The sequence below is a fragment of the Burkholderia sp. BCC0097 genome, assembly GCF_902832985.1.
Taxonomy (GTDB): Bacteria; Pseudomonadota; Gammaproteobacteria; order Burkholderiales; family Burkholderiaceae; genus Burkholderia; species Burkholderia orbicola.
The window spans coordinates 408,608-430,124 of record NZ_CADFDM010000007.1 but is presented as its reverse complement, the minus strand read 5'-3'; the positions used below and the strand labels follow the sequence as shown (position 1 = coordinate 430,124).

Below are 21,517 nucleotides of genomic sequence, written 5' to 3'. Positions count from 1 at the left end.
GGCAGCGCACGGTCCGTATCAGCCCTCGACGACGTCGAGATAATCCTCCGGCCGCGTGCGATCCTCCGCATGCGCCATGCCGATCACGCGCACCAGCACGCTCACGACCACCGACACCACCAGGTTCACGATCAGCGACCACACGGCCGCGTAGCCGGGAATCGCGAGGCCGAACAGGTGGATCGTGAAGATCGAACTCGCCAGCTTCAGCGAGACCGCCATCCACGTGCCGCAGATGATGCCGGCCGCCCAGCCGGCCAGCAGGCCGCGATGGTCGAGCACGCGCGTGTACAGGCCGAGCACGATCGCCGGCAGCGTCTGGATGATCCAGATCCCGCCGAGCAGTTGCAGCTGGATCGCGTAGGTCAGCGGCAGCCCGAGGATGAACGCCACCGCGCCGACCTTCACGATCAGCGACACGAGCTTCGCGACGTGCGTCTCCTGGTCGTGCGACATGTTGCGGTTCACGAACTCGCGGTGGATATTGCGCGTGTACAGGTTCGCGGCCGCGATCGACATGATCGCCGCCGGCACCAGCGCGCCGATGCCGATCGCCGCGAACGCGACGCCGACGAACCACGACGGGAAATACTCGAGGAACAGCGCGGGCACCGCGAAGTTCGGGCCGAACGCCTTGAAGTACGGCGCGTACTGCGGCATGTCCTTCACGCCGGAGGCGAGCGCCATGTAGCCGAGCAGCGCGAGCAGGCCGAGCACGAACGAGTACGCGGGCAGCATCGCCATGTTGCGGCGGATCGAGTTGCCCGACGACGACGACAGGATCGCCGTGACCGAGTGCGGATACAGGAACAGCGCGAGCGCCGAGCCGATCGCGAGCGTCGCGTATGCGCTGTAGCCGTTCAGGCTCATCGCGTCGGGCGCCTTCAGCAGCAGCTTCGCGGGCGGCACGGCGGAGAAGATGTGCCCGAAGCCGCCGAGCTTCGCGGGGATCACGATGACCGCGGCGGCGATCGTGATGTAGATCAGCACGTCCTTCACGATCGCGATCATCGCGGGGGCGCGCAGCCCCGACGTGTACGTGTAAGCGGCGAGGATCGCGAACGCGATGATCAGCGGCAGGTCGCCGACGAAGCCGGTCGTGTCGAAGCCGAGCGCGCCGATCACCACCTCGATGCCGACGAGTTGCAGCGCGATGTACGGCATCGTCGCGACGATGCCCGTCACCGCGATCGCCAGCGCGAGCATCCGGCTGCCGTAGCGCGCGTTGACGAAGTCGGCGGCCGTCACGTAGCCGTGCCGCTTCGCGATGCTCCACAGTTTCGGGAACACGACGAACGCGAACGGATAGATCAGGATCGTGTACGGCAGCGCGAAGAAGCCCATCGCGCCGGCGCCGAACACGAGCGCGGGCACCGCGACGAACGTGTAGGCCGTGTAGAGATCGCCGCCGAGCAGGAACCACGTGACGATCGTGCCGAAGCGGCGTCCGCCGAGGCCCCATTCGTCGAGATGGGCGAGATCGCCGCGCCGCCAGTTCGCGGCCAGGAAACCGATGATCGTGACGCCGATGAACAGCAGGACGAAGACGAAGGTCGCGCCGAGATTCATTGCGCACCTCCTTGCGTACCGCTCGCCTTCCACGCGTTCTTGGTCTTGAAGTACACGAACGCGGTGATCACCGCGCTGATGAAGACCCAGAGCAACTGGTACCAGTAGAAAAACGGAAAACCGAACCATTGCGGTTCGATCTTGCTGTACGACGGCACCCAGACCATCGCGATCAACGGCAGTACCAGCAGCCAGAGCCAGCGCTTCGCGGCCCGGTTGGCGTCGGCATCGTGAGCCATGACGTCTCCTCTTCTATCCCGGTTATCGATCTTGTTGAGCGGGTACGACACCGAGAGGAGCGGCGAAACGGGTAGGCTGCGGCTCCCCTGGCTTCGCGCCAGTATAGGAGCCGCGAGTACGCGGTCAAGCAGGGGCGAACCCGAGGTGATCCGCCCCTTGTCACGCGGATGCGCCGGCCTGCGCCGGTGCACCCGGCGTCAGATCGCGAACGCGGTGTCGCGTGCGCCGTCCGTTGCTTTCAAAGCTTTCACCCACTTGCGCGCGGGCAGCTTGAGCGTGTCCTCGATCAGCTTCGCGCGGGCGTCGAGCTGGGCGAACGGCACGTCGAGCGCGGGGCCCGAAAACGCGATCGCGATGCGGTTGCCGTCGTGCACTTCGGGCAGCGCGATCACGCGGTGATCGAACGCCGCATTCAGGTGCTTCATGTTGCGCACGAAGCTCGGATGATCGCCGAACAGGTTGATCGTCGCGATGCCGGCATCGGCGAGGCAGCCGCGCACCGCGCGGTAGAACGCGACGCTGTCGAGCACGGGGCCGCGCGCGGTCGCGTCGTACAGGTCGATCTGGATCGCGCCTGCCGTGCCGCGGTTGGCCGGGTCGTTGACGAAGTCCCATGCGTCGGCTTCGTGCACGGCGAGGCGTGCGTCGTCGGGCGGCAGCGCGAACATCGTGCGCGCGGCGACGATCACGGCCGGGTTCAGCTCGACGGCCTCGACCTTCGCGTGCGGCAGGAAACGATGCGAGAACTTGGTCAGCGCGCCGGTGCCGAGCCCGAGCTGGACGATCCGTTCCGGCGTTTCGAGGAACAGCAGCCACGCCATCATCTGCTGCGCGTATTCGAGCTCGATATGCAGCGGCTTCGAGATCCGCATCGCGCCCTGCACCCACTCGGTACCGAAGTGCAGGAAGCGCACGCCGCCTTCTTCGGAGAACGTCACGGGCGCGAAACGCGGCTTGCGCGGCGCTTCGAGCACCGGCACGTCGTCGTGTTCGTCGATGTCCGGGCGGCGCTTCACGCGCGGCGGCTGGAGTTTTTCGGAGCCGTTGTAGGCGGACGGCTTGCGTTGCTTGAACGCGCGTGCCTCGGCGGACGCGCGCTTGATCAGTCGGGTCATGATGGTTGAATCTCGCTGGGTGACGCTGGATGAGCGGACGAGAGGATAGCATTGGTGGGAGGCGGAGGCCGCCGACGCGTGCCCCGCCACGCGTGACGTCCAATCCCGTCGACGCTACGCTGCATTCGCGAATTCACAGGAGCGCGCATGACCTCGCACGACAAGAAGATCTGGTTTCCGGCGAAGCGCTACGGCTGGGGATGGGGATTGCCGGTCGCGTGGCAGGGTTGGGTCGTGCTGCTGCTGTTCGCGATCGGCGTCGTCGCGAGTGCATGGCTCGTGCCGCCGCATCGGTCGCCGGTGGCGTACGGCGCGTGCCTCGTGGTGCTGGTCGCGCTGCTGACTGCGGTGTGCTGGCTCAAGGGCGAGAAGCCCCGGTGGCGATGGGGCAACGACGATTGAGCGTCCACGCGATACGCAAGCCCATGCGTTTTTGCTGCCTGACGACCGCGCGTCGTGCGGCAGTGCATGCAGCGTCGGCTCGCCGCGCACCGTGCGCGGCAGCCGCCGGAACGGGTCGCCATTTTGTTCAGTTTGACACCGGCGTTGGCCAGACAGCATGCTGGTGCCGCGCACGCATTTCTTTCGACGTGACCGGTTGCGCCGTAACGTCATCGAAGCCTGCCAATATCCGCTCTGGCCATACCTGCTCCATCACACGGGATTTCGTAAGCATGAGTCACATCCACTTCATCGGCGGGGAAAAAGGCGGCGTCGGCAAATCGCTCGCGGCCCGCGTGCTGGCCCAGTATTTCATCGATCGGAGCATGCCCTTCGTGGGCTTCGATACCGACCGATCGCACGGCGCGCTACTGCGGTTCTATGCCGATTTTGCCGCGCCTGCCGTGCTCGACCAGCACGACAGCCTCGATCCGGTCATGGAATCGGCGCTCGAGGATCCGCAACGGCGCATACTGGTGGACCTCGCGGCCCAGACGCAGCAGTCGCTCGCCAAGTGGCTCGACGATTCGGACGTAGTCGACTTCGCCGAGGAACACGGCCTCACGCTGACGTGGTGGCACGTGATGGACACTGGACGCGATTCGGTCGATCTGCTGCGGCAATGGCTCGACGAATTCGGCGGACGAATCAAGCTGGTGCTGGTGCTGAACGAAGTCCGCGGCGATCGCTTCGAGATTCTGGAGGCCTCCGGCGAACGCGAAAGGGCCGAAGCTCTCGGCGCTAGCGTGATTACGCTGCGCCGCCTGCCCGATACGACCATGCAGAAGATCGATCGACAAAGCGCGAGCTTCTGGGCGGCGGTCAATCATCCCGACCGCGCCGCCACTGGGTTCGGCTTGCTGGAGCGGCAGCGCGTCAAGGTCTGGCTGAATCGTACTTACGAGGAGCTGGGCACGCTCGCCCTGTAGCACCGGCCCATGGCGGCACGGAGTGTGCGTCGGGTGGCTGGCGTGGCTCATATCGGGAAAACTTGGAGGTTCGATGGCCGATCACGACAGACTGCATCCACTCCGTCCGTTCCTGAAAAACTGGGTATGGGAGCACGGCCGAATCGGGACGCGCTATCTGGATTGTGGGGATGGCGAAATCAAGTTCGACGAAGGCAAGAAATCGCATTTCGCCGCAGAGAAATATACCTACGTGCCGCTGGGCAAGGACGCTGACGACGACACGTCCGCGGAGGGTCCTGCGATCCACGAGGCGGGACTTGCCCGCTTTTTGCGGGCGGCGCAGATGGGCACGCCCGGGGAAGCCGGCTCCGTGGCGGAGGTTCAGCGCGCGGTGCAGGATTGCGTGGAGATCGGCCTGTTCAGCGCGTATCAAGGGGAGGCTCGCCAGGCATGGGCCCGCTACGCGCAGGAACCGATGTTCGAGGACGAGATCCGCGCGGCGGTCGTCGACGACATCCGGCGAATTTACGTCGGCATGCGAGAACAGCTGGCGCTGTACGATTTCAGTGTGCTCTACGGCTTGCCCACGCCGCTGCTGATCAGCGACACCCCCTTCATCGACTGGCGCGTGATCGCCAGTCCGGCACTTCCGTTCGTCTCGCTTCCGCTGGGACCTTATTGCCTGCTGGTAGGCGCGCCATCGGGCAGGAGTAGCCGAATCGGCCCGGTGACCTGGAAGGCCGCTGCCGCGCTGGGGCCGTTGAAGGACCACAACCGCCGGATCGAGGAGCATGCACGGCTGTGGCTGGTGGCGACCACCGATGATCAACTCGTCGCGGCACAAAATCGCATCGTCTCGGCCACGGGCGCCAGGCAAGGCGAGGCGAAGCCTTGACCGGTAGTGTCGAGTGGCGGCGTGGTCGCATCAGGTCCGGCGCGTCCTGTTGCCGCTCCCGCCCGCTTCGTCAACCAGTCGGAATCCAGCACGTCTCAGGCGCGAAGTGCGCGCCAAAGCACCAGCTTCTGCTCGAACGACAGCATCGCGTTCGCCGGGCTCGACGACGGCAGCACGAGCGTCTCGTAGCCAGCCTGGCCGATCACGTCGGCGAACCGCCCCGCCGTCTTGCCGTTGAAACACACGCGCTTCAGCAACGGCGCATGCTCGCGCAACGAATCGAAGTCGTTCGGCTTCGCGTTCCTGATCGCGGAATCGAGGCTGCCCTGACGATGGCACGCATCGAGAACGTCCCAGATGCCGATGCCGTGCGACAGCACGCGCTCGAGCCGCGCGTCGTACGGCAGCTCATGCAGCGACGGCTCGCCGTGGCCATCACCAACGTCGCGCGATATCCCTGCTATCTAGATCCGCCGAACGGTCGCTCATCGAGCTTAAATTTGGCTCGATCGTGCTAAATTTTGGCTCGATCGTGCTAATATCACGGCTTATGACAAAGCTCGGCGACGCCCTCTTTTCCAGCGCACAGCAACCCATTCTGGCCTGCCTGTTTGGGCAGCCCGAACAGTGGTTTCACGTCAAAGAGTTGATCCGGCTGACCAGTCTCGGTAGCGCCAGCGTCCAGCGTGAACTGAATCGTCTCGAAAAAGGTGGCCTTATCGAAACTCGACGCATCGCCAATCTCAAACAGGTGCGAGCGTTTGCCGGCAGCCCCATTTTCAGCGAGTTGCGTCTCATCGTCCTCAAAACCTTCGGGGTCGTCGAGGTGCTCCGCGAAGCGCTGTCACCGCTGACCTCAGAGATACAACTCGCCTTTGTATACGGCTCGGTTGCCCAAGGCAGCGACCACGCCGGTAGCGACGTCGATGTTATGTTGGTCAGTGAGACGCTCAGCTATGGACAAGTCATGGCCGCACTCGAATCGGCTGAAAGACAGCTCGGCCGCTCGGTCCAGATCACACAATACACTCACGAGGAATTTCTCGAACGGAAACGCAAAAGTCATCCGTTCCTCGCGGAAGTGCTGCGCCAACCGAAGCTGATGATTATCGGAACCGAGGACGACATTGACCGCATTGGATAACCTCGTACGCATCGGAAAACTCAAACCCTTTCCGGCGAACCGCGGCGAATTCGAGCATCTGCTCGGCCTCGCTCGAACCTTGCTCGATACCGTCACAAGCAGTAACGGAATGGCGACGGCGAGCCAGTTCATCCTCGCCTACGATGCCGCTCACGCCGCGTCACGTGCTGCGTTACGGGCTCACGGATACCGGAGCGACGACCGATATCTGGTGTTTCAGTGTCTCGAACACACGATCGGCTGGCCGACCGAAAAATGGCGCGTGCTCGACACCTGCCATCGCAGGCGCAATGCGGCCGAATACGAGGGCAACGTAGATCTTCCAGCGAGTCTGACCGCCGAGTTGGTTCGGCTCACTGCTGAACTCATTGAAACCGTATCTCTACTCGACCGCCTGCTGCCGTCCACTTGATACTGCTTCGCGGGATACTCTGAATCCAACGAGTTTCAGGCGCGAATCCCGCGCCAAAGCACCAGCTTCTGCTCGAACGACAGCATCGCGTTCGCCGGGCTCGACGACGGCAGCACGAGCGTCTCGTAGCCAGCCTGGCCGATCACGTCGGCGAACCGCCCCGCCGTCTTGCCGTTGAAGCACACGCGCTTCAGCAACGGCGCATGCTGGCGCAACGAATCGAAGTCGTTCGGCTTCGCGTTCCTGATCGCGGAATCGAGACTGCCCTGGCGATGGCACGCATCGAGAACGTCCCAGATGCCGATGCCGTGCGACAGCACGCGCTCGAGCCGCGCGTCGTACGGCAGCTCATGCAGCGACGGCTCGCCGAGCACCGCGCCGAGCAGCCGCCAGAACTGGTTGCGCGGATGCGCGTAGTACTGCGCGGCGTCGAGCGACGCCTCGCCCGGAAAACTGCCGAGGATCATCGTGTGCGTATTCGGCGCGACGACCGGCGGAAAACCCTGCAACATCACGCGTCTCCGTGCGGCCCGACGGATCGCGGCCCGTCGCCGTACGCGGCGAGATGACGCCACAGCGCAGGCAGCATGCACTCGGTGACCATCAGCGGCTTGCCGTGACGCTGGAACACCGAGCGCCGCGCGACGAACGCATGCGGCGCGCGCGCACCCTGCAATGCATGACTCGCGAGCGCATACAGCGGATGGCCGGCGATCACGCGCCGGCTCACGAGCGCCGAGCGCTCGACCTGCGGATCGCTGTACAGCAGCTCCGCGAGCGGCCGCGTGCGCAGCCGCCGCATCGCCTGCCACACGCCCTTGCTGGCCGCGAGCGGCGCGATGCTGTGCGCGGCGACGTACGGCGTGCCGTCGACCGACAGGATCACCTCGCGCACCCACATCGGCGCGCGCGGCGAACTGGCGAGCGCGTCCGGCTCGTCGAACCACGGGCGGTCGACGGCCTCGCGCGTCACCCGCACGTTCACGCTGCCGAGCCGCGCGAGGTGCGCGGTCAGCGATCCGCCGCGCGTCAGCCAGTCGCGCTGATCGAGCGTGCAGCCAGGCCGCGGCGTCGCGCGCCAGCCCGCCTGCGCGCCGTCGAACCGCATGCGCGCGTTCACGCGGTGCGCGACAGCAGCAGCGCGTTGGTCCGCTTCACGAAGCTCGCCGGATCGTCGAGCATGCCGCCTTCGGCCAGCAGCGCCTGATCGAACAGCAGATGGCACCAGTCGCCGAAATCGGCGCTGTCGGCATTCAGCTGCTTCACGAGCGCGTGCTCGGGATTGATCTCGAGGATCGGCTGCATCGCCGGCGCGTTCTGGCCGGCTGCCTTCAGCATCCGCTGCAGGTAGCCGCTCATGTCGTTGTCGTCCGCGACGAGGCACGACGGCGAATCGGTCAGGCGGAACGTGACGCGCACTTCCTTCACCTTGTCGCCGAGCGCTTCCTTCATCTTCTCGACGACCGGCTTGATCGCTTCGCCGGCCTCTTCCTGCGCCTTCTTCTCCTCGTCGTTCAGCTCGCCGAGATCGAGATCGCCGCGTGCCACGCTCGCGAGCGGCTTGCCATCGAATTCGTGCAGGAACGACAGCATCCATTCGTCGACGCGGTCGGTCAGCAGCAGCACCTCGACGCCCTTCTTGCGGAACACTTCCAGATGCGGGCTGTTCTTCGCGGCCTGCCACGTATCGGCGGTCACGTAGTAGATCTTGCTCTGCTCGGGCTTCATGCGCGACACGTAGTCGGCGAGCGACACGTCCTGCGCATCGGTATCGCCGTGCGTCGACGCGAAGCGCAGCAGCTTCGCGATGCGCTCGCGGTTCGCGTGATCCTCGCCGAGGCCTTCCTTCAGTACCTGGCCGAACGCGCCCCAGAACGTCTTGTACTTCTCCTTGCCGGCATCGTCTTCCGCGTTCGCGAGCTCCTCCAGCATCGACAGCGCGCGCTTGGTCACGCCTTCGCGGATCGCCTTCACGTCGCGGCTTTCCTGCAGGATTTCACGCGACACGTTCAGCGGCAGGTCGGCCGAATCGACCACACCCTTCACGAAGCGCAGGTATTGCGGCAGCAGCTGCTCGGCGTCATCCATGATGAACACGCGCTTCACGTACAGCTTGAGGCCGCCGCGATAGTCGCGGTTCCACAGGTCGAACGGCGCGTGCGCGGGCACGAACAGCAGCTGCGTGTATTCGCTGCGGCCCTCGACGCGGTTGTGCGTCCACGTGAGCGGGTCCTGGTGATCGTGCGCGATGTGCTGGTAGAACTGCGTGTACTGCTCGTCGGTGACGTCGCTCTTCGAACGCGTCCACAGTGCGCTCGCCTGGTTGACGGTTTCGTCCTCGTCCTTCAGGACCATCTCGCCCTTTTCCTGATCCCACTCTTCCTTGCGCATCAGGATCGGCAGCGCGATGTGGTCGGAGTACTTCTGGATGATCGACTTCAGGCGGTGCGACGACAGCAGATCGTCCTCGCCTTCGCGCAGGTGCAGCGTGATCGTCGTGCCGCGCTGCGCGCGCTCGATCGCGTCGATCGTGAAATCGCCTTCACCGGCGCTTTCCCAGCGCACGGCTTCGTTCGCAGGCAGGCCCGCGCGACGCGTTTCGACGGTGATCTTGTCGGCGACGATGAAGCCCGAATAGAAGCCCACGCCGAACTGGCCGATCAGCGCCGCATCCTTCTGCTGGTCGCCCGACAGCTTCGTGAAGAATTCCTTGGTGCCCGAACGCGCGATCGTGCCGAGGTTCGCGATTGCCTCGTCGCGGCTCATGCCGATGCCGTTGTCGTCGATCGTGATCGTGCGCGCGGCCTTGTCGAAGCCAATGCGGATGCGCAGGTTCGGATCGTTCTCGTACAGCGCGCTGTCCGCGAGCCCTTCGAAACGCAGCTTGTCGGCCGCGTCGGACGCATTCGACACCAGTTCGCGCAGGAAGATTTCCTTGTTGCTGTAGAGCGAATGGATCATCAGGTGGAGGAGTTGCTTGACCTCTGCCTGAAAGCTCATCGTTTCGTGTGCCATGGATGCTGTTTCCTCTTACTTGAACTGAAAAGGGGTGACGCCGGCGCCCGGCGCGCGATGCCGGCGGAGCCGTGAAGGACGGCCCGTTGGGACGGCCCGTCTCGGACGGCCCGTGTGGGACGACCGCCTGGCGCCGGCGATTTGCGCGCCTATCTGGGGACGGCACGCGCCATTTCAAGAGCCGGCCTGCCCCGCCGCGTCACGACGCGCGCCGCACCGCCGAGTCGATGTAGCCCGCCAGCAGCCCCGGCAGCGCCGGATCGCCGCAGTTCGCGACGTTGAAGCGCATCCACGTGGACGGCGACTGCTGCGGCGAGAACAGGCTGCCCGGCGTCAGCAGGAAGCCGGCTTCGTGCGCGACCGCCGCGAGCGCGTCCGAATCGACGCCCGTGTCGGCCCACAGGAACATCCCGGCCGCGGGCATCGTGAAAAGCCCGAGCCCGGTGCGTTCGAGCATCCGCGCGGTCTTGTCGCGCACACCGTCGAGCCGCGCGCGCAGCCGCTCGACGTGGCGCCGGTAATGCCCTTCGGTCAGGATCTTGTACAGCACGCGCTCGTTGAGCTCGGGCGTGGTCATCCCGACCAGCATCTTCTGGTCGGTGACCGCCTTCGCGATCTCCGGCGCGCAGGCCACGTAGCCGACCCGCAGGTTCGCCGCGAGCGTCTTCGAATAGCTGCCGAGATAGATCACGCGCTTCAACTGGTCGAGGCTCGCGAGGCGCGTGGCCGGATAGCTGGGCGGGCACAGGTCGCCGTACACGTCGTCCTCGACGACCAGGAAATCGTAGGCCTCCGCGAGCTTCAGGATCCGGAACGCCTGCGCGGCCGACAGCGACGTGCCGGTCGGGTTCTGCAGCACCGAGTTGATCACGAGCATCTTCGGCCGCCACATCTGCACCAGGGTTTCGAGCGCGTCGAGGTCGGGGCCGTCGGGCGTATAAGGCATCCCGACGAGCTGCGCGCCCTGCGCGGCGAACCGGCCGAACATCTGAAACCACGCGGGATCGCCGACGATCACCGCATCGCCCGGGCGCATGTAGATCCGCGAGATCAGGTCGATCGCCTGCGTGATGCCCGACACCAGCACGATCTGTTCGGGCTTCGCGCCGATCTCGACTTCGGCGAGGCGCGTCTGCAGTTGCTGGCGCAGCGGCAGGAAACCCTGCGCGGTGCCAAAGCCGAGCATCTGCGCGCCCGACTGGCGCCCGAGCGCGCGCAGCGCGCCGGTGATCAGCTCGCCGTCGAGCCAGCGGCCCGGCAGATAGCCGAGGCCCGGGCCCTTCTCCGGGCTGACCGTATGCAGCATGTTGCGCAGCAACCAGACGACGTCGATCGTGTTGTGCACGGGCGCGGCCTCGGCCGCGCGCGCGACGCCGTCGGCGGGCTGCGGGCCGGCGCCCGTGCGCTCGCGCACGTAGAAGCCGGAACCGCGCCGCGAGTCGAGGTAGCCCTGCGCGACGAGGCGCTCGTAGGCCTCGACGACGGTAAAGCGCGACACGCTCTTGTCGAGCGCGAGCTTGCGGATCGACGGCATGCGCATGCCGGGACGGAACACGCGTTCGTCGATGCGCCGCCGCGCCCACTGGACCAGCTGGTCGACGAGCGTGAGCGTGGCCGTGTCGTGCGGCGCGGGAATCTGGGCGAGTGGGACGGTGGACATGGGCGGCAGGCTCCAACTGTACCGAAGGCTATCGCGCCGATTGTACCGTTACTGTGCCGGTAGCGACGATTACAGTTGACCGGAATGGCGATCGTGCGGCCTGCGCACCGGCCCCGCCGGACACGGCGCTGCGCCCGCCGGCCCGCATCGCGGCCGGTGCGCAGGCCGGTCCGGCCCCCGCCCGGCTTCTCGCCCGCCTACCATGACACTTTCGCTTCCCGACCGACGCTCATGCCAGCCCGCTCCCTGACACTCGACCATCTCGTGATTGCCGCGCGCACCCTCGACGAAGGCGTGCGCCATGTCGCCGACGCCCTCGGCATCGAGCCGGCCGGCGGCGGCCGCCATCCGCTGATGCGGACCCACAATGCGCTGTTCGGCGCGTGGGGCGGGCTCTATCTCGAAGTGATCGCAATCGACCCCGACGCGCCCGCGCCGGACGACGATGCGAAGCCGCCGCGCGCGCGGCTGTTCGGGCTCGACGATCCGGCGATCCAGGCGCGGCTCGCGCAGGAGGGCCCGTTTCTCGCGCATTGGGTCGCGCGCGTCGACCGCCCGCGCCAGCTTGCGCTGTGGCAGCGCCAGTATCCGGCCCGCATCGCGCCGGTCGTCGCGATGCGGCGCGGCGACCTGAGCTGGGGCCTCACGGTACCCGACGACGGCAGCTTCCCCGCGTGGCAGGGCGCAGGCGACGGCCTCGTGCCGTCGCTGATCCAGTGGGACAGCCCGCGCCATCCGGCCGAATCGCTGCCGGCCGACGGTGTCGCGCTGAAGGCGCTCAAGGGCGCGCACCCGCACGCGGATACGATCCGCGAGCAGCTCGACTGGCTCGGCGCCGCCCACCTGCTCGACGTCGAATCCGCCGACGGCCCGCCGGCGCTCGTCGCCGAATTCGACACGCCGCAGGGCCCGCGCACGCTGCGCTGACGCCGCACGTGCGGCCGCCCTGCTTGTCACACCATACGCACCTCGCCAATACGGAGACACCCACGACATGAATTCGCGCGAAACCCGGGGCATGCTGCTCGGCCTCATCGGCGTGATGATCTTCAGCCTGACGCTGCCGATGACGCGGATCGTCGTCTCCGAACTCAACCCGCTGCTCAACGGGCTCGGCCGCGCGCTCGCCGCCGCCGTGCCGGCCGGCCTGCTGCTGTGGTGGCGCCGCGAGCGGCTGCCGACCCGTGCCCAACTGAAGAGCCTCGCGATCACGTCGGCCGGCGTGATCATCGCGTATCCGGTGTTCTCGGCGTGGGCGATGAAATCGGTGCCGGCCTCGCACGGCGCGGTGGTCAACGGACTGCAACCGCTGTTCGTCGCGCTGTATGCGGCATGGCTGTCGCACGAACGGCCGTCGAAGGCGTTCTGGGCCAGCGCGGTGGCCGGCAGCGCGCTCGTGATCGCGTTCGCGCTGCGCGACGGCGGCGGCACCGTGCAGGCCGGCGACGCGCTGATGCTCGTCGCGGTCGGCATCGGCGCGCTCGGCTATGCGGAAGGCGCGCGCCTCGCGCGCCAGATCGGCGGCTGGCAGGTGATCTGCTGGGCGCTCGTCGTGTCGGCGCCGTTCCTCGTGCTGCCGGTCGGCTGGCTCGCATGGATGCAGCACGCCGCGCATCCGGGGCCGCTCGCGCCGCGCACCTGGCTCGCGTTCGGCTACGTGACCCTCTTTTCGCAATTCATCGGCTTTTTCGCATGGTATGCGGGGCTCGCGATGGGCGGCACCGCGCGCGTCGGCCAGGTGCAACTGCTGCAGATTTTCTTCACGATCGCCTTTTCCGCGCTGCTGTTCGGCGAAACGGTCACGCCGTCGACGTGGCTGTTCGCCGCCGCCGTGATCGCGACCGTGGTGCTCGGGCGCCGCTCGGCGGTCGCCACGGCGCCGCACCCCGCTCGCGCCGGCTGATGAGGTGCGCCATAATGGACGTTTTGCCTGATCGGTTTGCCTGACTGGCCGTGCCAACCCAGCCGCGAAGGCGCCGTCGTGCTCGCGCTCGCCCACCCGGCGGTGTCGAAGCGATCCGCCTGATCGACCTTTCTTGACTGACCACGATATCCGAACGAGGAGACTATGAATCCGAGCGACCTGCATCCGCCGCACTGGCAGCTTTCCGAACGTGCCCGCAAGCTGACGAGCTCTGCGATCCGCGAGATCCTGAAGGTCACGGAACGCCCCGAGGTCATCTCGTTCGCCGGCGGCCTGCCCGCCCCCGCGACGTTCCCGGCCGAACGCATGCGCGCCGCCGCCGACCGCGTGCTGCGCGACGCGCCGGCCGCGGCACTCCAGTACAGCGCGACCGAAGGCTATCTGCCGCTGCGCGAGTGGATCGCCGAACGCTACAGCGTGCGCGTGTCGCAAGTGCTGATCACGACCGGCTCGCAGCAGGCCCTCGACCTGCTCGGCAAGGCGCTGATCGACCCGAACAGCCCGATCCTCGTCGAAACCCCGACCTACCTCGGCGCGCTGCAATCGTTCTCGCTGTACGAGCCGCGCTACGTGCAGGTGCCGACCGACGAGCAGGGCCTGCTGCCGGAAGGCCTCACGCCCGAACTCACGCAAGGCGCGCGCCTGCTGTACGCGCAGCCGAACTTCCAGAACCCGACCGGCCGCCGCCTGCCCGTCGAGCGCCGCCGTGCGCTCGCCGCGTTCGCGCAGTCGAGCCCGTTCCCGGTGCTGGAGGACGATCCGTACGGCGCGCTGAACTACCAGGGCGAGCCGCTGCCGACGATGCTGTCGATGGCACCCGACCACGTCGTGCACCTCGGCACATTCTCGAAGGTGCTCGCGCCGGGCCTGCGGATCGGCTACATCATCGCGCCCGAGGAACTCCACTTCAAGCTCGTGCAGGCCAAGCAGGCCACCGACCTGCACACGCCGACGCTCACGCAGCGCATCGCGCACGAAGTGATCAAGGACGGCTTCCTCGACGAGCACATCCCGACGATCCGCGAGCTGTACAGCGCGCAATGCGACGCGATGCTCGGCGCGCTCGCGCGCCACATGCCGGCAGGCGTCACGTGGAACCGCCCGGAAGGCGGGATGTTCATCTGGGTGGACCTGCCCGCGCAAATCGACAGCATGAAGCTGCTCGCCGCAGCCGTCGACAACCACGTCGCCTTCGTGCCGGGCGCGCCGTTCTTCGCGGAGAACGCGCAGCAGAACACGCTGCGCCTGTCGTTCGTGACGGTGCCGCCCGAGAAGATCGAGGAAGGCGTCGCGCGCCTCGGCAAGCTGCTGCGCGAGCGCCTCTGATCCCCTTTTTCCTGTCACGACTCTCTACGAGGAATCGAACACATGGCTAACGTCTACGACAAACTGAAGTCGCTCGGCATCGAGCTCCCGACCGCCGGCGCCCCGGCTGCCGCCTACGTGATGAGCGCGCAAAGCGGCAACACGGTCTACCTGTCGGGCCACATCGCGAAGAAGGACGGCAAGGTCTGGGCCGGCAAGCTCGGCGCGGATCTGCAGACGGAAGACGGCAAGGCCGCCGCCCGCTCGATCGCGATCGACCTGCTCGCGACGCTGCACGCGCACACCGGCGACCTGAACAAGGTCACGCGCATCGTCAAGCTGATGAGCCTCGTCAACTCGACGCTCGACTTCACCGAACAGCACGTCGTGACGAACGGCGCGTCGGAGCTGATCGCCGAAGTGTTCGGCGACGCGGGCAAGCATGCGCGCTCGGCCTTCGGCGTCGCGCAGATCCCGCTCGGCGCGTGCGTCGAGATCGAACTGATCGCCGAAGTCGCGTAACGGGCGCATCGCGATGCCCGGCCGTCTCGTTCGCTTCAAGCAGGTCGACGTGTTCACGTCGGTGCCGTTCAAGGGTAATCCGCTTGCCGTGGTGTTCGACGCCGATTCGCTCGGCGACGACGCCATGCTCGAGATCGCCCGCTGGACGAACCTGTCGGAAACGACGTTCCTCTGCACGCCGACCGATCCGGAAGCCGACTATCGCGTGCGGATCTTCACGACGGGCGGCGAACTGCCGTTCGCCGGCCACCCGACGCTCGGCACCGCGCATGCGTTCCTGGAAAGCGGCGCGCGGCCGCGCACGCCGGGCCGGCTGATCCAGCAGTGCGGAGTCGGCCGGGTCGCGCTGCGCGAGCAGGGCGGCCGCTGGGCGTTCGCCGCGCCGCCGGCACGCGTCACGCCGCTCGACCGTTCGGACTACGCGGTACTGGCCGCCGCGCTGCGCAGCGACGCGCTCGACGTGGACGCCGAGCCGTGCGCGGTGGACAACGGCGCGCCGTGGCTGGTCGTGCGGCTGAAGTCGGCCGACGCGTGCATCGGCCTGTCGCCCGATCCGGCCGCGCTGGCGGCGCTGACCCACCGCTACGGCGTGGACGGCCTCGCCGCCTACGCGCCGCACGCCGAAGGCGGCCCCGCGACGTTCGAGATCCGCTGCCTGATGACGGGCGGCCAGTTCGGCACACCCGGCGAGGACCCCGTCACCGGCAGCGCGAACGCCGCGCTGGCCGGGCTGCTGACACGCCAGGAACGCCGCCCCGGCCAATCGTATACAGCCCGCCAGGGCACGGCGATCGGCCGCGACGGCCGCATCTTCGTCAGCTACGACGAAGACGGCACGACCTGGATCGGCGGCCACGTCGTCACGGTCGTCGACGGCACGTTCCGGTCACCCGCCTGACATTTCGCGATGTGCGATGGCGCCGGCTCGCCCGGCGCCCCACGCTTTGCCCAACTATCGCAAAAACGTTCCAGCCAGTAATATCGGGCCTAATCCGTTGTTTCGGAGGTCTGTCCATGGTTGCGCGTCCCGCGAACGAACAGACGTCGGGACAATCCGAACCATAGCCGGCCATCCAGACGGATGGCGCACGCGAGCAGGACGCCGCCCTCTTCGATGAGCTCCGCCCGGTCCAACCACACGCCGCCGAACCGGCCGCTGCGCGCGCCGCGCAAATCGCGCCGGCGTGCCCTGTTCGCCATCCCGCTGCTGGGGATGCTGGCGCTCGCGCTGCTGTGGGCCGTGATCATCGCGCGTCTGTCCGTCGAAAAGGACAGCGCGTACAAGGAAGCGGCGGCCTCCGCGGCGATCCTGTCGTCCGCGCTCGAGCAGCATACGGTCAAGGCGATCCACCAGGTCGACCAGATCACCCGCTTCGTCAAGTTCGAATTCGAGAAATCGCCGGCGCGCTTCAATCTCGCGAGCGCCGTCGAGAAAGGCGTCGTGCCAAGCGACACGCTGATCCAGGTGTCGCTCGTCAACGCGAAGGGCATCCTGTTCGCGAACACCGCCGAACTTCATCCGCAGCCGATCAACCTGTCCGACCGCGAGCACTTCAAGGTCCACCTCGCGCACAACGACGACCGCCTCTTCATCAGCAAGCCCGTGCTCGGCCGCGTGTCGAGCCACTGGACGCTGCAGATGACGCGGCGCCTGAACAACCCGGACGGCAGCTTCGCGGGCATCGTCGTGGTGTCGGAAGACCCGAGCTACTTCACGAACGATTTCTACAACAACGCGGCCATCGGCAAGGAAGGCGTGATCGCGGTCGTGTCCGATACGGGCGCGGTGCTCGCGCGGCGCACGGGCTCGGTGAGCAACGCGCCGGGCGCGTTTTCGGCGTCGGGCGTCTACCGATCGCCGAACGCGTGACGGGCACGATCATCGATCCGATCGACGGCGTGACGCGCATCGTGTCGTACCGCCACCTCGACGGCTACCCGCTCGCGGTGATGGTCGGGCTGTCGCAGACGGAAGAGTTCGCGGACTACACCCACACGCGCAACGTCTACCTGCTGATGACGAGCTTCATCACGCTCGCGATGCTCGCGTTCTTCGGCGTCGCGACGGGCCTGATCGGCAAGCTGCTCGGCCGCGAGCGCGAAATGACGCAGCTCGCCGAATACGACCTGCTCACCGGCCTCGCGAACCGCTATGCGACGCTGCGCGGACTGCGCAACGACGTGTCGATGCCCGCGAGCCTGTCGCGGCTCGGCCTGCTGTTCATCGATCTCGACAACTTCAAGACCGTCAACGACACGCTCGGCCACAACGCCGGCGACATCGTGCTGCAGATGACCGCGGCGCGTCTGGCCGATGCGGTCGGCGACGAAGGCTCGCTCGCGCGCATCGGCGGCGACGAGTTCGTCGTCGTGATGAAGGGCGACGACGTCGAGCGGCGCGCGGTGCGGCTCGCGGAAGCGATCATCCGGATGTTCGGCGAGCCGTTCGACGTGCGCGGCAGTTCGTTCGTGCTGCATGCGAGCATCGGCATCGCGCTGCACACCGTCGCGAACGAAAGCGAGATCGACCTGCTGAAAAAGGCCGACCTCGCGATGTACAGCGCGAAGGACGCCGGCAAGAACTGCTACCAGTTCTATGCGCCGCACCTGTCGCACCGCGCCGACCACCTGATGCGCTGGGAACAGCAATTGCGCGTCGCGCTCGCCGAGGGGCAGCTGTTCCTCGCGTACCAGCCGAAGATCGACCTCGCGCACCGCACCATCACCGGCTTCGAGGCGCTTGCACGCTGGGATCACCCCGAGCACGGCGTCATCTCCGCGAACGAATTCATTTCGATCGCCGAATCGACCGGCCTGATCGTGCCGATCGGCGACTTCGTGATCCGCACCGCGTGCGAGCAGATCGCGCGCTGGCGCGACGAAGGCCACGACACGCTGACGCTCGCGGTCAACATCTCGCCCGTGCAGTTCTGGCGCGGCGACCTGATCGAGACGATCTCGCAGGCGCTGCAGGACACCGGCATCCCCGCGAACCGGCTCGAGATCGAGATCACCGAGACCGCGATGATGGAATATCCGGAGCTCGTGTCCGAAAAGATCGTCGCGCTGAAAAAGCTCGGCATCCGGATTGCGCTCGACGATTTCGGCACCGGCTATTCGTCGCTGTCGTACCTGCACCGCTTCTCCGTCGACACGCTGAAGGTCGACCGCTCGTTCGTGCAGGCGATTCCGAACGACCGCAGCGTGTGCGTGATGGTGTCGTCGATCGTGCATCTCGCGCGCTCGCTCGGGCTGACCGTCGTCGTCGAGGGCACGGAGACCGAGGAGCAGATCACGTGGCTGTCCGCGCTCGGCGAAATCGAGGCGCAGGGCTTCCTGTTCTCGCGCCCGGTGCCGGCCGATGCGATTCCCGCGCTGATCGCCCGCTTCGGCGTGCGCGGCGAGCATCCGAACGTCGTCGCGCATCGCGCGACCGGCAGCACGGGCGCCTGAGCGCGCACTGCCGCACGCGCGCGCGTTGTGCGACGCCGCAATTATTTCGTTTTCCGATCCGATCGTTCAGTTCATTAACTAGCGTTTCCGCGCATGGCAGTGTCATGATGCGCGGTGGACAATCGGGAGGGCCGACGTGTCGGCGGGCCGCCGGCACGGCCATACGCGAGAGATCTGGCCCTGCGCCAACCACACAATCATGACAACCGTCGAAGTCGAAGCGACCGCTCGTGTCGAAGAGGCACCGGCATCCCTATGGGCCTTGTTCAAGGTCGTCGCCGGCATTTCGGCCGTTTCGTGGGGCGGGCTTTCGATGATGGCGCAGCTCGAACGCCATTACGTGGAGCGGCTGCGGCGCATCGAGCCGCACGTCTTCGGCGATCTCGTCGCGCTCGCGTGGCTCGTCCCGGGCCCCGTCGGCTGCAACGTCGCCGTGCAGGTCGGCCAGACGCTGCATGGCCGTGCCGGCGCCTGGGTCGCCGGCATCGCGAGCGTGCTGCCGTTCTCGATCCTGATGACGCTGTTCGCGATCTTCTATCAGACGCCGCTCGTGCGCTCGCTTGCCGCGCCGATGCTGATCAATCACTTCGGGATGGTGCTCGCCGCGCTGATCGGCGTCACGTGGGTCAAGCAGTTGCGCTCGCTCGCGCGCACGCGGCTCGAACAGGCGATCGCCGCACTGTCGACGATTCTGCTCGCTTTCGCGCATAGTCCGGCCGCTTTCGTCGGGATTCTGTTCGCCGCGTTTGCAGCGGGCTGGCTGACGGGGCCGCCGCAGCGCGACGCGGTCGATTTCACGCTATCGAAGCGCGACCGCAGCCTGCTCGTGCTGCTCGGCGTGCTCGTCGTGCTGTTCGCTGTGCCGCTGCCCGGCGATTATCAGGCGGAACTGCTATGGCCGCGCCTCGCGGGCGCCGGCATGACGCTGTTCGGCGGCGGCTTCTCCGCGCTGCCGGTGCTCAAGACGCTGTTCGTCTCGCCGGCGACCGGCATCTCCGATCACGACTTCACGCTGGCGTTCGCGCTGTCGCCGGTCGCGCCGGGGCCGTTGCTGAACGTGGTGCCGTTTCTCGGCTATCTGACCGACGGCTGGGTCGGCGCGCTGCTCGCCACGGCCGCGCTGTTCATTCCGTCGGGGTGCCTCGTCGTGTTTGCGCAGAACCATCTGCTCCGGCTCAAGCGCCATTCGCGCTTCGAACACGGGATGCGCCTGCTGCGCGCGGCGACGACCGGCTTTCTCGTCGTCGCCGTCGTGAAGATCCTGCATCGTGAACCGGCCGACCCGGTTTACTGGCTGACGGGCGCCTTCGCCACGCTGTGCTTCACGCGCTTCAAGGTGCCCGTCTACGCCGTGTACGGCGCGGTCGCCCTGGTGTGCAGCGTGTGGCTATGGGCCGCGCGCTGACGGGCGCCGGCCATCGCCCTGTCCGGTCTGGTCCGCCTCACCCGCTCAACCTGCCTGCACCGCGAGCCGGCGTGCGATCCAGCGGGCGCGCAGCGCGTCGTACGCGAGGTTGAAGCAGAACGTGTAAGGCAGGAAGAACAGCACGATACCGAGGTCGAGCAGCAGCGCCTCGACGAGGCTCACGTTCAGCCACCACGCGGCAACCGGCACCACCATCGCGACGAGGCCGAGCTCGAACGTCACCGCGTGCGCGACCCGCATGCCGAGCGTGCGCGACAATCCGGCCCGCCGCTCGAAGCGGTCGAACAGCGTGTTGAACGTCATGTTCCACGCCATCGCGATCAGCGACACCATCACCGTCAGCACGCCGACGTGCGAGACCGGCATGTCGAGCAGCCATGCGCCGATCGGCGCGCACAGCGCGATCGCCACCAGTTCGAACGTCAGCGCGTGCAGCAGCCGTTCCGTCACCGTTTTGTTGATCCGTTTCATGATTCGCTCCAATGCGTTACCTGATCCATGCCGGCCATTTTGATCGGCACAACCGTATGAATCCAGTTTGATATCATCGGTTTTACCGATACAAAACCGTCAGGAGCACCGCATGCACCACGCCCCGGAAGCCCTGCTCGCATTCGCCGAAGCGGCGCTGCTCGGCTCGTTTACGGCCGCCGCACGCAAGCTCGGCAAGCGCCAGTCGACGGTGTCGGAAGCGATCGCGAATCTCGAGATCGATCTCGGCGTGCAGTTGTTCGATCGCTCGACGCGCGCGCCGACGCTCACCGACGCCGGCCGCGCGCTGCTGCCGCACGTGCAGCGCGCGCTCGAGGCCAACGCGGCGATCGATCGCACGGCCGCCCGGCTCGCGCACGGCGAGGAAGCGCGGCTCACGCTCGTCGTCTCGGATACGTACCAGTCGAAGCGCTACGAAGAGACGTTGATGGCGCTCGAACGGCGCTTTCCGGCGCTCGAGCTCGAATGCCAGATCGCCGAGCACGACGACGTCCTCGACCTGATCCAGCAAGGCCGCGCGCAACTCGGGCTGATGGCCGCGCGCGCGGCCTACCCGGCCGATATCGGCGCGGCGACCGTGGCGGAGGAATCGGAGATCGGGCTGTTCGTCGGCCGCACGCACGCGCTCGCCGCATATGGCGACGCCGAGGTGCCGCACGCGACGCTGCGCGACGTGCGCGAACTGCGCCTCAATACCTACGTGAAAACGGAAGGACGCGGCACCGACGACCGGATCGTCGTCGGCACGCAGCACTGGCTCGCGCCGAGCTACCTGATGCTGCTGGAGATGGCGGTGCTGGGGTTCGGCTGGGCGGAACTGCCGCGCTGGATGGTCGAGCACTTCGCGCGCGACCGCCTGTGCGAGCTGCATGCGCGCGGCTGGCCGCGCCGCGTGCGGGTGGATGCGGTCTGGTCGCGCAACCGGCCGCTCGGGCCGGCCGGGTCATGGCTGCTCGACGCGATGCTTGCCGCGTAGCGGCGCGTGTGCCGTCG

General features: G+C 67.0%; 20 protein-coding genes and 2 pseudogenes. 13 read left to right on the top strand and 9 right to left on the bottom strand.

Annotation, left to right across the window (positions count from 1 at the left end; all coding sequences use genetic code 11):
- Nucleotides 1–18 precede the first annotated feature (18 nt).
- The 3 genes from HWX07_RS25255 to HWX07_RS25245 all read right to left on the bottom strand — a co-directional run bounded on the left by HWX07_RS25255 (nucleotide 19) and on the right by HWX07_RS25245 (nucleotide 2,924).
- A complete protein-coding gene (locus HWX07_RS25255) occupies nucleotides 19–1,569 on the bottom strand; it encodes a sodium:solute symporter family protein (RefSeq protein ID WP_175878083.1) in 1,551 nt (516 codons plus the stop codon).
- Nucleotides 1,566–1,808, bottom strand: coding sequence for a DUF3311 domain-containing protein (locus HWX07_RS25250; protein ID WP_006478185.1), 243 nt, complete (start codon nucleotides 1,806–1,808; stop codon nucleotides 1,566–1,568). The genes HWX07_RS25255 and HWX07_RS25250 overlap by 4 nt, the downstream gene beginning before the upstream one ends.
- Before the next feature lie 198 nt (nucleotides 1,809–2,006).
- Nucleotides 2,007–2,924, bottom strand: a complete 918-nt coding sequence (locus tag HWX07_RS25245) for a spermidine synthase (RefSeq protein ID WP_011545876.1) — start codon at nucleotides 2,922–2,924, stop codon at nucleotides 2,007–2,009.
- Nucleotides 2,925–3,071: 147 nt separating this feature from the next.
- Here HWX07_RS25245 and HWX07_RS25240 point away from each other — a divergent pair, with 147 nt between their 5' ends.
- The 3 genes from HWX07_RS25240 to HWX07_RS25230 all read left to right on the top strand — a co-directional run bounded on the left by HWX07_RS25240 (nucleotide 3,072) and on the right by HWX07_RS25230 (nucleotide 5,171).
- On the top strand, nucleotides 3,072–3,326 hold the full coding sequence (locus HWX07_RS25240) for a hypothetical protein (protein ID WP_124677872.1): 255 nt from the start codon (nucleotides 3,072–3,074) through the stop codon (nucleotides 3,324–3,326).
- A gap of 272 nt (nucleotides 3,327–3,598) precedes the next feature.
- On the top strand, nucleotides 3,599–4,294 hold the full coding sequence (locus tag HWX07_RS25235) for a mobilization protein (RefSeq protein ID WP_175878082.1): 696 nt from the start codon (nucleotides 3,599–3,601) through the stop codon (nucleotides 4,292–4,294).
- 73 nt (nucleotides 4,295–4,367) lie between these two features.
- Complete coding sequence (locus tag HWX07_RS25230) at nucleotides 4,368–5,171, top strand: hypothetical protein (protein ID WP_175878081.1); 804 nt, start codon at nucleotides 4,368–4,370, stop codon at nucleotides 5,169–5,171.
- Nucleotides 5,172–5,266: 95 nt separating this feature from the next.
- Here HWX07_RS25230 and HWX07_RS25225 read toward each other — a convergent pair.
- Nucleotides 5,267–5,599, bottom strand: a pseudogene (locus tag HWX07_RS25225) (DNA-deoxyinosine glycosylase); the annotation flags it as partial.
- Nucleotides 5,600–5,721: 122 nt separating this feature from the next.
- Between HWX07_RS25225 and HWX07_RS25220 the strand changes: the two are divergent.
- Nucleotides 5,722–6,315, top strand: coding sequence for a nucleotidyltransferase domain-containing protein (locus tag HWX07_RS25220; RefSeq protein ID WP_175878080.1), 594 nt, complete (start codon nucleotides 5,722–5,724; stop codon nucleotides 6,313–6,315).
- Nucleotides 6,308–6,727 carry a hypothetical protein gene (locus HWX07_RS25215; protein WP_244130029.1) on the top strand — a complete coding sequence of 140 codons (420 nt, stop codon included), beginning with the start codon at nucleotides 6,308–6,310 and terminating at the stop codon, nucleotides 6,725–6,727. Before HWX07_RS25220 ends, HWX07_RS25215 begins: the two co-directional genes overlap by 8 nt.
- A 35-nt stretch (nucleotides 6,728–6,762) precedes the next feature.
- On the opposite strand, the gene HWX07_RS25210 is transcribed toward HWX07_RS25215, so the two are convergent.
- From HWX07_RS25210 to HWX07_RS25195, 4 genes are all read right to left on the bottom strand, one after another.
- Nucleotides 6,763–7,239 carry a DNA-deoxyinosine glycosylase gene (locus HWX07_RS25210; protein WP_175878078.1) on the bottom strand — a complete coding sequence of 159 codons (477 nt, stop codon included), beginning with the start codon at nucleotides 7,237–7,239 and terminating at the stop codon, nucleotides 6,763–6,765.
- Nucleotides 7,239–7,835, bottom strand: coding sequence for a chorismate lyase (locus tag HWX07_RS25205; RefSeq protein WP_175878163.1), 597 nt, complete (start codon nucleotides 7,833–7,835; stop codon nucleotides 7,239–7,241). The genes HWX07_RS25210 and HWX07_RS25205 overlap by 1 nt, the downstream gene beginning before the upstream one ends.
- A gap of 8 nt (nucleotides 7,836–7,843) precedes the next feature.
- Entirely contained in the window at nucleotides 7,844–9,742 is a 1,899-nt protein-coding gene (gene htpG / locus HWX07_RS25200) for a molecular chaperone HtpG (protein WP_175878077.1), read from the bottom strand.
- Between the two features lie 199 nt (nucleotides 9,743–9,941).
- A complete protein-coding gene (locus tag HWX07_RS25195; RefSeq protein ID WP_175878076.1) occupies nucleotides 9,942–11,402 on the bottom strand; it encodes a PLP-dependent aminotransferase family protein in 1,461 nt (486 codons plus the stop codon).
- 231 nt (nucleotides 11,403–11,633) lie between these two features.
- On the opposite strand from HWX07_RS25195, the gene HWX07_RS25190 reads away from it, so the two are divergent.
- The 7 genes and pseudogenes from HWX07_RS25190 to HWX07_RS25160 all read left to right on the top strand — a co-directional run bounded on the left by HWX07_RS25190 (nucleotide 11,634) and on the right by HWX07_RS25160 (nucleotide 20,011).
- Nucleotides 11,634–12,329: a VOC family protein gene (locus HWX07_RS25190; RefSeq protein ID WP_175878075.1), complete on the top strand. Its 696-nt coding sequence runs from the start codon at nucleotides 11,634–11,636 to the stop codon at nucleotides 12,327–12,329.
- A gap of 67 nt (nucleotides 12,330–12,396) precedes the next feature.
- Nucleotides 12,397–13,305, top strand: coding sequence for a DMT family transporter (locus HWX07_RS25185; RefSeq protein WP_175878074.1), 909 nt, complete (start codon nucleotides 12,397–12,399; stop codon nucleotides 13,303–13,305).
- A gap of 165 nt (nucleotides 13,306–13,470) precedes the next feature.
- A complete protein-coding gene (locus tag HWX07_RS25180) occupies nucleotides 13,471–14,652 on the top strand; it encodes a PLP-dependent aminotransferase family protein (protein WP_175878073.1) in 1,182 nt (393 codons plus the stop codon).
- A gap of 42 nt (nucleotides 14,653–14,694) precedes the next feature.
- Complete coding sequence (locus HWX07_RS25175; RefSeq protein WP_006478174.1) at nucleotides 14,695–15,153, top strand: RidA family protein; 459 nt, start codon at nucleotides 14,695–14,697, stop codon at nucleotides 15,151–15,153.
- A 13-nt stretch (nucleotides 15,154–15,166) separates the two neighbouring features.
- Nucleotides 15,167–16,051 (top strand): PhzF family phenazine biosynthesis protein, encoded by an 885-nt coding sequence (locus HWX07_RS25170; RefSeq protein ID WP_175878072.1) that lies wholly within the window; start codon nucleotides 15,167–15,169, stop codon nucleotides 16,049–16,051.
- 216 nt (nucleotides 16,052–16,267) lie between these two features.
- Nucleotides 16,268–18,606: pseudogene (locus HWX07_RS25165) on the top strand (EAL domain-containing protein).
- 199 nt (nucleotides 18,607–18,805) lie between these two features.
- Entirely contained in the window at nucleotides 18,806–20,011 is a 1,206-nt protein-coding gene (locus HWX07_RS25160; protein ID WP_175878071.1) for a chromate transporter, read from the top strand.
- A gap of 45 nt (nucleotides 20,012–20,056) precedes the next feature.
- Here HWX07_RS25160 and HWX07_RS25155 read toward each other — a convergent pair whose 3' ends face one another.
- A complete protein-coding gene (locus HWX07_RS25155) occupies nucleotides 20,057–20,503 on the bottom strand; it encodes a multidrug/biocide efflux PACE transporter (RefSeq protein ID WP_175878070.1) in 447 nt (148 codons plus the stop codon).
- A 112-nt stretch (nucleotides 20,504–20,615) separates the two neighbouring features.
- On the opposite strand from HWX07_RS25155, the gene HWX07_RS25150 reads away from it, so the two are divergent.
- On the top strand, nucleotides 20,616–21,500 hold the full coding sequence (locus tag HWX07_RS25150) for a LysR family transcriptional regulator (protein WP_175878069.1): 885 nt from the start codon (nucleotides 20,616–20,618) through the stop codon (nucleotides 21,498–21,500).
- Nucleotides 21,501–21,517: the final 17 nt, after the last annotated feature.

What these genes read in the sequence shown, in the direction of transcription:
- HWX07_RS25255 (WP_175878083.1), bottom strand. Translation starts at nt 1,569, where the DNA reads ATGAATCTCGGCGCGACCTTCGTCTTCGTCCTGCTGTTCATCGGCGTC.
- HWX07_RS25250 (WP_006478185.1), bottom strand. Translation starts at nt 1,808, where the DNA reads ATGGCTCACGATGCCGACGCCAACCGGGCCGCGAAGCGCTGGCTCTGG.
- HWX07_RS25245 (WP_011545876.1), bottom strand. Translation starts at nt 2,924, where the DNA reads ATGACCCGACTGATCAAGCGCGCGTCCGCCGAGGCACGCGCGTTCAAG.
- HWX07_RS25240 (WP_124677872.1), top strand. Translation starts at nt 3,072, where the DNA reads ATGACCTCGCACGACAAGAAGATCTGGTTTCCGGCGAAGCGCTACGGC.
- HWX07_RS25235 (WP_175878082.1), top strand. Translation starts at nt 3,599, where the DNA reads ATGAGTCACATCCACTTCATCGGCGGGGAAAAAGGCGGCGTCGGCAAA.
- HWX07_RS25230 (WP_175878081.1), top strand. Translation starts at nt 4,368, where the DNA reads ATGGCCGATCACGACAGACTGCATCCACTCCGTCCGTTCCTGAAAAAC.
- HWX07_RS25220 (WP_175878080.1), top strand. Translation starts at nt 5,722, where the DNA reads ATGACAAAGCTCGGCGACGCCCTCTTTTCCAGCGCACAGCAACCCATT.
- HWX07_RS25210 (WP_175878078.1), bottom strand. Translation starts at nt 7,239, where the DNA reads ATGTTGCAGGGTTTTCCGCCGGTCGTCGCGCCGAATACGCACACGATG.
- HWX07_RS25205 (WP_175878163.1), bottom strand. Translation starts at nt 7,835, where the DNA reads ATGCGGTTCGACGGCGCGCAGGCGGGCTGGCGCGCGACGCCGCGGCCT.
- htpG (WP_175878077.1), bottom strand. Translation starts at nt 9,742, where the DNA reads ATGGCACACGAAACGATGAGCTTTCAGGCAGAGGTCAAGCAACTCCTC.
- HWX07_RS25195 (WP_175878076.1), bottom strand. Translation starts at nt 11,402, where the DNA reads ATGTCCACCGTCCCACTCGCCCAGATTCCCGCGCCGCACGACACGGCC.
- HWX07_RS25190 (WP_175878075.1), top strand. Translation starts at nt 11,634, where the DNA reads ATGCCAGCCCGCTCCCTGACACTCGACCATCTCGTGATTGCCGCGCGC.
- HWX07_RS25185 (WP_175878074.1), top strand. Translation starts at nt 12,397, where the DNA reads ATGAATTCGCGCGAAACCCGGGGCATGCTGCTCGGCCTCATCGGCGTG.
- HWX07_RS25180 (WP_175878073.1), top strand. Translation starts at nt 13,471, where the DNA reads ATGAATCCGAGCGACCTGCATCCGCCGCACTGGCAGCTTTCCGAACGT.
- HWX07_RS25175 (WP_006478174.1), top strand. Translation starts at nt 14,695, where the DNA reads ATGGCTAACGTCTACGACAAACTGAAGTCGCTCGGCATCGAGCTCCCG.
- HWX07_RS25170 (WP_175878072.1), top strand. Translation starts at nt 15,167, where the DNA reads ATGCCCGGCCGTCTCGTTCGCTTCAAGCAGGTCGACGTGTTCACGTCG.
- HWX07_RS25160 (WP_175878071.1), top strand. Translation starts at nt 18,806, where the DNA reads ATGACAACCGTCGAAGTCGAAGCGACCGCTCGTGTCGAAGAGGCACCG.
- HWX07_RS25155 (WP_175878070.1), bottom strand. Translation starts at nt 20,503, where the DNA reads ATGAAACGGATCAACAAAACGGTGACGGAACGGCTGCTGCACGCGCTG.
- HWX07_RS25150 (WP_175878069.1), top strand. Translation starts at nt 20,616, where the DNA reads ATGCACCACGCCCCGGAAGCCCTGCTCGCATTCGCCGAAGCGGCGCTG.